Below are 6,000 nucleotides of genomic sequence, written 5' to 3'. Positions count from 1 at the left end.
GCAGCTCCGACAAGGGTTCCCACGACGGCAGCGACGACGGCTCCGACAAGGGTTCCCACGACGGCAGCGACGACGGCTCCGACAAGGGTTCCCACGACGGCAGCGACGACGGCTCCGACAAGGGTTCCCACGACGGCAGCTCCGACAACGGCTCCGACAAGGGTTCCCACGACGGCAGCGACGACGGCTCCGACAAGGGTTCCCACGACGGCTCCCACGACGGCAGCTCCGACAGCTCCGACAACGGCTCCCACGACAGAAGTCAGGAAGTCAGCACCTCCGACGGAGTCAGGAAACAAGACGACGCGTCCAGCGACGGCGACAACCGTGGTTCTGGGGACAGCTCCCGCAGCGCTGACAAGGGCGAGTCCCACCATGGCAGCACCGACGACGGTACTGACCAGGGCAGTGATCGGAGCTCCGACGAGAGCCCCGATCGCGTTGGCGATGGTGGTTCCGACAAGAGCCAGGACGACCGCTCTGATGAGGGTGGTGCGAGCAAGGACGACGGCGGCGATGACAATGGGGAATGCGACGACGGATCTGGCGATGACTAGAGACTGAATAGTTCTTGAGTTGGGCCGTTCCGTGGTCGCGGGACGGCCCTTGCTGGTGTGACCACCGGCCACTTTTTCTACCTGCTCAACAACGGAATCGCCGTCAACTTCGTGCACGGCATCAGTGCCAGCCGGTTCATCCACCTGGTCCAGGCTGAAATCCTGGCCGGTGTAGCGGCGGTGGCCCGCGGTCCCCTCACGCCCGTTCTGCACGAGGTCAGTCCCACCGACCGGGCCACCATCGCCGCCATCTCGCTTGACTACTTGAACCGCTGAGCCTGACTCTGTCCGGGGTCTTGGAGTTTCCCGGTGCGTCGGCGTGATCAGCGGGCATGCTCGGGGCTGTTTCGAAAACCGATGCAGTTGTCGAGGTGTTCGTTGTCGCTCCGCTCCCGTTCCGGTGAGCAAGTCCCGTCTCTGACCGCGCAGATCGCGCAGGCGAGCAATCAGGGCGGTACGACGGCGATATGGGTGAGAGACCGGCTTGACAGGCTGTGGCACGACGAGGACTTCGCGGGCTGGTACCCGCGTGACGGACGCCCCGGCCTCTCGCCCGCCCAACTGGCCACTGTCTGTGTGCTGCAGTTTCTGCTTGGTCTGTCGGACCGGCAGGCGGCGGAGGCCGTCCGCCTGCCGCATCGACTTCAAATACGCGTTGGCCCTGGAGCTGGACGATCCAGGGTGCCACCCGACGGAGGGTGCACAGCCCGCGAGGGCTTCCGGTTTCGAGCACGAGCGCAGATCAATTGGGTACGGTTACCTACTCCTCACCGGGTAACCGAACCCATCCGCCGCGCTGCCCCGTCGGCATACCGTCCCCGTATGCCCGAGGAGACCGCACCGGCCAACGCCACCACCGCCCCGACCGAGCCCGGGTCCCGCTCGTCGGTCCTCAGGGGCCTCGGATGCGGCTGCGTCACGCTCATCGCCCTACCTGCTCTGGCCGTACTCGTTCTGGTTGCCGCTCTCGCCTGGGACTCACTGGGGTCGACGGATTCCCCCCACGTTGCACCAGATGAAATGGCGAGCCGCGCTTTCCAGCGCTCCCAGGAGCCGTACGACGTCCTGGGGTTCAAGCGCACCGTAGAGCCGGGAGTTGAGGACATCGGCGTCAGCACGGAGAACACTTTCAGCTCCGGCTACTGCTACGACGAGGGCCTGCTGGGGCTGGAGGACAAGACCGTCGACGGCGCCTACCGGATGAGCCACAGCTGGGCGCTGGACCACGTGCCGGCGAGCCAGGCCGTTTCCGGCCTGCGCCGACTGCACCAGCATTTGAAGGACAACGGCTGGGAGGTCACCTCTTATCGTGAGGGCGGGAAGGGCAAGGACTGGGAGCTGTACCTCCAGCGGGACGACGGGGACGAGCTGATGTCCTTCACCTGGTACCCGGACCGGGAGTACTTCACCGGCAACGCCACCGTGCCCTGCGCCTACGACCCTGGGTGGGAGGAAGGCGACACCGGCCCGGCCGGGGACAACCAGAGGCCACCTGCCTTTGGGCCCTCACGGCGGGACTAGCGGGCTCGTTAGGCTGCCGCTCCATCGACCTTCCTACCCAGGAAGTGATCGAACTCGCCCGCCTGCACGCCGAGTACGAAGGCGCTCCACTTGCGGCGGTCGGTCGTGACGACAGTGTCCGCGGAGCGGAGGTAGACGGGGGCGTTGTCACTGTTGCCCCGGCTGGTGGGGGCTGGCTCCTTCTTGAGTGCGGTGAGGAGGGCGCCGAAGGCTGCGGGGGTGGTGGTGAGGATTGTTTTGTTGGGGTCGGCAGATTCGGTGAGGTGGATGGTGCCGGGGGTGGCGGCTATGTGGATGCAGGAGTTGCCTTCCGGGCAGTAAGAGGACTTCTGCCAGGTGAGCGGGGTCATTGAGGGTTCCATCACAGGTCCTTGAGCATGTCGTGGATGAAGTGCTGCGACTCCTCGGGGGTCAGGGCCGCCGCCTCCATGCGGTCGAGCAGGACGCGGTACTTGTCGAGCTGGGCCTCGGCGTCGAGGAACACGGGGCCGTGGGACTGATCGAGGTTGACCGTGTCGAGTGCCGGTACCGGGCCCTCGGCGTAGTAGATCGACTGCCCCGAGCCGGGGAAGACCAAGGAGTCGAACGGCAGGACGTGGATCGCGATGTTGTCGCGGTCGTTCAAGTCGAGCAGATGTCTGAGCTGGTCTCGGGTTACCCGCGGGCCGCCGAAGCGCATACGCAGGGCAGCCTCATGGATGATCACCTGGTGGGGGGTCGGTGGGTCCCGGAAGAGTACGGCCTGCCGCTTCACCCGGAACGACACCCTGTGCTCGACGTCCGGCGGTGGGAGCTGGGGTACTGCCTGACGGAAGATCTCGCGCGCGTACTCGGCCGTCTGGAACAGGCCTGGGACGTGTACGACAACGGCGGTGCGCAAGCGGGTGGCGTGGTGCTCCAGCTCAGCCAGGTCCACTAGTGCGGCGGGCAGGATCTCGCGGTACTCCTCCCACCAGCCGCGTGACCGCTCGCCTGCCATGTCACACAGTGCCTGGATGAGGTCGGTGCCGGAGCAGTCGTAGTGGCAGGCCAGCGTGCGCACCCGCTCAGGACTCACACCCGCACGGGCTGCCTCGACGTTGCTGATCTGATTCTGCTGAACGCCGAGCAGTTGACTTGCCTGGGTGGACGTCAGCCCGGCTCGCTCGCGCAGTTTGCGCAGCTCGGCTCCCAAACGGAGTTGCCGCCCCGTCGGGTTGCTTCTCACGGGTGTCCCACCCTCCTTGTCACCCATATGGATGGCAAATCAGCTCTTTCACGAGAACCGTCTAAGAACTTTTATATTCGGCGCTACTTTATTGCTCGGGCCCCGCTCAGAAGTGCCCCGCTCGACGGAGCGGCGACGGTCACTGGGCAACCGAACATCGCACCTCAACCCCCATCACCGAACGGAGACTTCCATGCCCACCGTATCCCCGCCCTGGACCTACACCCTCCAACTCCCGCACGATCCACGCGCACCGGGGATCGCCCGAGCAACCCTCCGTACCGTCCTCGCCGCACACGACCTCTCTGCCCTCACCCCGACCGCGGAACTCCTGGCCGCCGAACTCCTCACCAACGCACACCTGCACACCACCGGCCCCTACGCCCTCCGCCTCCTCGGCAGCGAGCAGGGTCGGCTGCGTATCGCCGTGTGGGACACCGACCCCGGGGTACCGCCAGGCTTCACCGAGGACAAAGGCGAGGCCGCCTCCACCGCCGTAGCCCCGGACGACGCCGAATCTGGACGCGGCCTGCACCTCGTGCGTGCCTGCGCCGATTCGTGGGGAGCCTCGGTGCTGCGGCAGCTGGGCGCGTCGAAGGGCGGGAAGCTGCTGTGGGCGGAGTGCAGGGGAGATGACCGGGCGTGACGAGTGAGGAGGCGGGAGCGGAAGCCCCACAGCGACGGTGGATGTGACGTCCAGCGGGACGCGGGGGGACGGAGGCGGCGAGCCGTGTCCGTGTCACCGGCCATCGGTCTCACCTGCGTCCCCGCCAGGGGAACCTGGCCCCTGCACATCCGCCCGGCTGGCTGGTTCCGGCGCCACGTGCCCAGGGGCGCGGGGAACTGCGCGCGACCAGCCCCCACGCACCCGCAGGTCTCCTACAACCCCTGCGCGTAAGAGAAGAACCTCTCCGGGTCGTACTGCTTCTTCACCTTGCCGAGGCGGGTCGACGCGTCGCCGTAGTACGCCTTGCGCCAGTTCGTCAGTGTCGGGTCGGTGTAGTTCTGGTACGCCGCGCCGGAGGCGTACGGCTTCATCGCGTTGTGGGCCGACGTGAGCCACGACTGGGCCGAGCTGCCGGAGGCACCCGCGCCCCAGGAGGCTATGTACTGGGCCAGCATGCGGGAGCGGCGGTGGACGAAGGCCGTCGCCGTGGGGCTGACCCGGTTGACCGCGCCGCCGAGGGCCGTGAAGGCGATGCTGCCCCCGCCGCCGCGGACGGAACCGATCTGCTTCAGCAGGGTCTGGATGCCCGCCGAGGACAGGGAGCGGTCGAAGAAGTCGGAGCGGGCCGCGTAGGTCTCCCGGCCCAGGCGGCCCTGGGGCGAGCGGCCGGGGGTGGAGCCCGGGAGGTGGCACTGGGCGTCCGTGGAGAAGGAGGAACAGCCGGCGTAGATCTCCATCGCCTCCTCGTAGCCACGGCGGCGCAGGGAGACGGTCCGGGCGTTTGCCCCTGCCTTGTGTGCGAGGCGGTCCACCGCGTTCTGGAGTTCGCCGTAGGTGCCGAGGGAGAAGCAGGCCACGGAGATCGTCGGCGTGCCGCCCGGGGTGTTCGACAGGTGGAGGGAGGACCAGATCTCGTCCGGCTGGCTCGGCCCCCACTCCTGCCAGGCCTTGATCACCGCTGCTGCCTTGGACCAGGACCACGTCATGTACGCGGTCACCGCCTGGGGCGCCGCGTGGGTCTTGAACTGCAGCTCGGTGACGACACCGAAGTTGCCGTTGCCCGCGCCGCGCAGCGCCCAGAAGAGGTCGGAGTGGGAGGTGGCGTTCGCGGTGACCTGGGTGCCGTCCGCCGTGATCACCGTCGCCTGGGTGAGGCTGTCGCAGGTCAGGCCGTAGGCGCGGGAGGCGACCCCGTGGCCGCCGCCGAGGACAAGGCCGGAGACGCCGACCGTGGGGCAGGAGCCCGCGGGTATGGTCACGCCCTTCGCGCCCAGCGCCCGGTAGACGTCGATCAGCTTGGAGCCGGCGCCGACCACCGCCGTCCCGCCGCTCACCCGGACGCGGTTCAGCTTGGACACGTCGAGGATCAGCCGGTTGTCGCCCGAGGAGTAGCCGGCGTAGGAGTGGCCGCCGTTGCGTATCGACACGCGTATCCCGTGGGACTGGGCGTACGACAGGGTCGTGCGGATGTCGTCGGCGTGGGCGACATAGGCGACCGCGGCCGGCTTCAGGCCGTCGAAGCGCGTGTTGTACAGCTGGTGGGCCGTCTTCCAGGTCGCGTCCCCGGGGCGCACCAGGGGTCCGTCGAGGTCACGGGCGAGGGCCGCCCAGTTCGCCGCGGCCGCCTGACTGGTGGTCTTCAGCGCCGTACCGGAGGATGTGAGCGTGTGCGCCGAGGATCTGGCGGAGGTGCCTGAGCCAGTACTGCACCCGGCCAGCGCGGTCGCCGCCAGAGCGGCCGCGCCGCCCGAGATGAACGTACGCCGTTCCATGTGTTCGTCGCCTTTCCTCGGCTCTCCTGGAACGAGACGACGCCATGCGCACAGGGGTTCCAGCAGACAGCGGAACGAGTCTCGAATCTCCGTCCGGTTAACCTCGTAGTCGGAACCTATGCGTGCCCTCCCCGTAAGCATTCCGTGACCTCACCGCACCGACGGCAGGGGTTCACCCGCCGTTCACTTATGGCCATCGGCCGCTTCACCTGATCTGCCTAATTTCGGCCTTACCCGGTGCGAGGGCGGTTCAGGAATGCGCTCGCGCACGAAGTA

General features: G+C 67.7%; 6 protein-coding genes and 2 pseudogenes. 5 read left to right on the top strand and 3 right to left on the bottom strand.

From position 1 onward, the window contains the following. The 4 genes and pseudogenes from ACFY3C_RS32120 to ACFY3C_RS32105 all read left to right on the top strand — a co-directional run. Positions 1 to 557: pseudogene (locus ACFY3C_RS32120) on the top strand (hypothetical protein); the annotation flags it as partial. 57 nt (positions 558 to 614) lie between these two features. Continuing rightward, positions 615 to 833, top strand: coding sequence for a hypothetical protein (locus ACFY3C_RS32115; protein ID WP_390773261.1), 219 nt, complete (start codon positions 615 to 617; stop codon positions 831 to 833). Positions 834 to 914: 81 nt separating this feature from the next. Beyond that, positions 915 to 1,145: pseudogene (locus ACFY3C_RS32110) on the top strand (IS1182 family transposase); the annotation flags it as partial. A gap of 234 nt (positions 1,146 to 1,379) precedes the next feature. Beyond that, entirely contained in the window at positions 1,380 to 2,078 is a 699-nt protein-coding gene (locus tag ACFY3C_RS32105; protein WP_390773294.1) for a hypothetical protein, read from the top strand. An 8-nt stretch (positions 2,079 to 2,086) separates the two neighbouring features. Here ACFY3C_RS32105 and ACFY3C_RS32100 read toward each other — a convergent pair whose 3' ends face one another. Then, positions 2,087 to 2,440: a DUF397 domain-containing protein gene (locus tag ACFY3C_RS32100; protein ID WP_390773260.1), complete on the bottom strand. Its 354-nt coding sequence runs from the start codon at positions 2,438 to 2,440 to the stop codon at positions 2,087 to 2,089. Continuing rightward, positions 2,440 to 3,285: a helix-turn-helix domain-containing protein gene (locus ACFY3C_RS32095; RefSeq protein ID WP_390773259.1), complete on the bottom strand. Its 846-nt coding sequence runs from the start codon at positions 3,283 to 3,285 to the stop codon at positions 2,440 to 2,442. Before ACFY3C_RS32095 ends, ACFY3C_RS32100 begins: the two co-directional genes overlap by 1 nt. A gap of 193 nt (positions 3,286 to 3,478) precedes the next feature. Here ACFY3C_RS32095 and ACFY3C_RS32090 point away from each other — a divergent pair, with 193 nt between their 5' ends. Further along, positions 3,479 to 3,931: an ATP-binding protein gene (locus ACFY3C_RS32090; RefSeq protein WP_390773258.1), complete on the top strand. Its 453-nt coding sequence runs from the start codon at positions 3,479 to 3,481 to the stop codon at positions 3,929 to 3,931. Positions 3,932 to 4,164: 233 nt separating this feature from the next. On the opposite strand, the gene ACFY3C_RS32085 is transcribed toward ACFY3C_RS32090, so the two are convergent. Then, entirely contained in the window at positions 4,165 to 5,724 is a 1,560-nt protein-coding gene (locus ACFY3C_RS32085) for an FAD-binding oxidoreductase (protein WP_390773257.1), read from the bottom strand. Between the last annotated feature and the right edge of the window lie 276 nt (positions 5,725 to 6,000).

Source organism: Streptomyces sp. NPDC001410 (genome assembly GCF_042895235.1).
Taxonomy (GTDB): Bacteria; Actinomycetota; Actinomycetes; order Streptomycetales; family Streptomycetaceae; genus Streptomyces.
This window is presented reverse-complemented; position numbering and strand designations above follow the sequence as displayed.

Bases quoted from the DNA above. Each gene is read 5' to 3' on its own strand.
- ACFY3C_RS32105 (WP_390773294.1), top strand. From the start codon at position 1,380: ATGCCCGAGGAGACCGCACCGGCCAACGCCACCACCGCCCCGACCGAG.
- ACFY3C_RS32100 (WP_390773260.1), bottom strand. From the start codon at position 2,440: ATGGAACCCTCAATGACCCCGCTCACCTGGCAGAAGTCCTCTTACTGC.
- ACFY3C_RS32090 (WP_390773258.1), top strand. From the start codon at position 3,479: ATGCCCACCGTATCCCCGCCCTGGACCTACACCCTCCAACTCCCGCAC.
- ACFY3C_RS32085 (WP_390773257.1), bottom strand. From the start codon at position 5,724: ATGGAACGGCGTACGTTCATCTCGGGCGGCGCGGCCGCTCTGGCGGCG.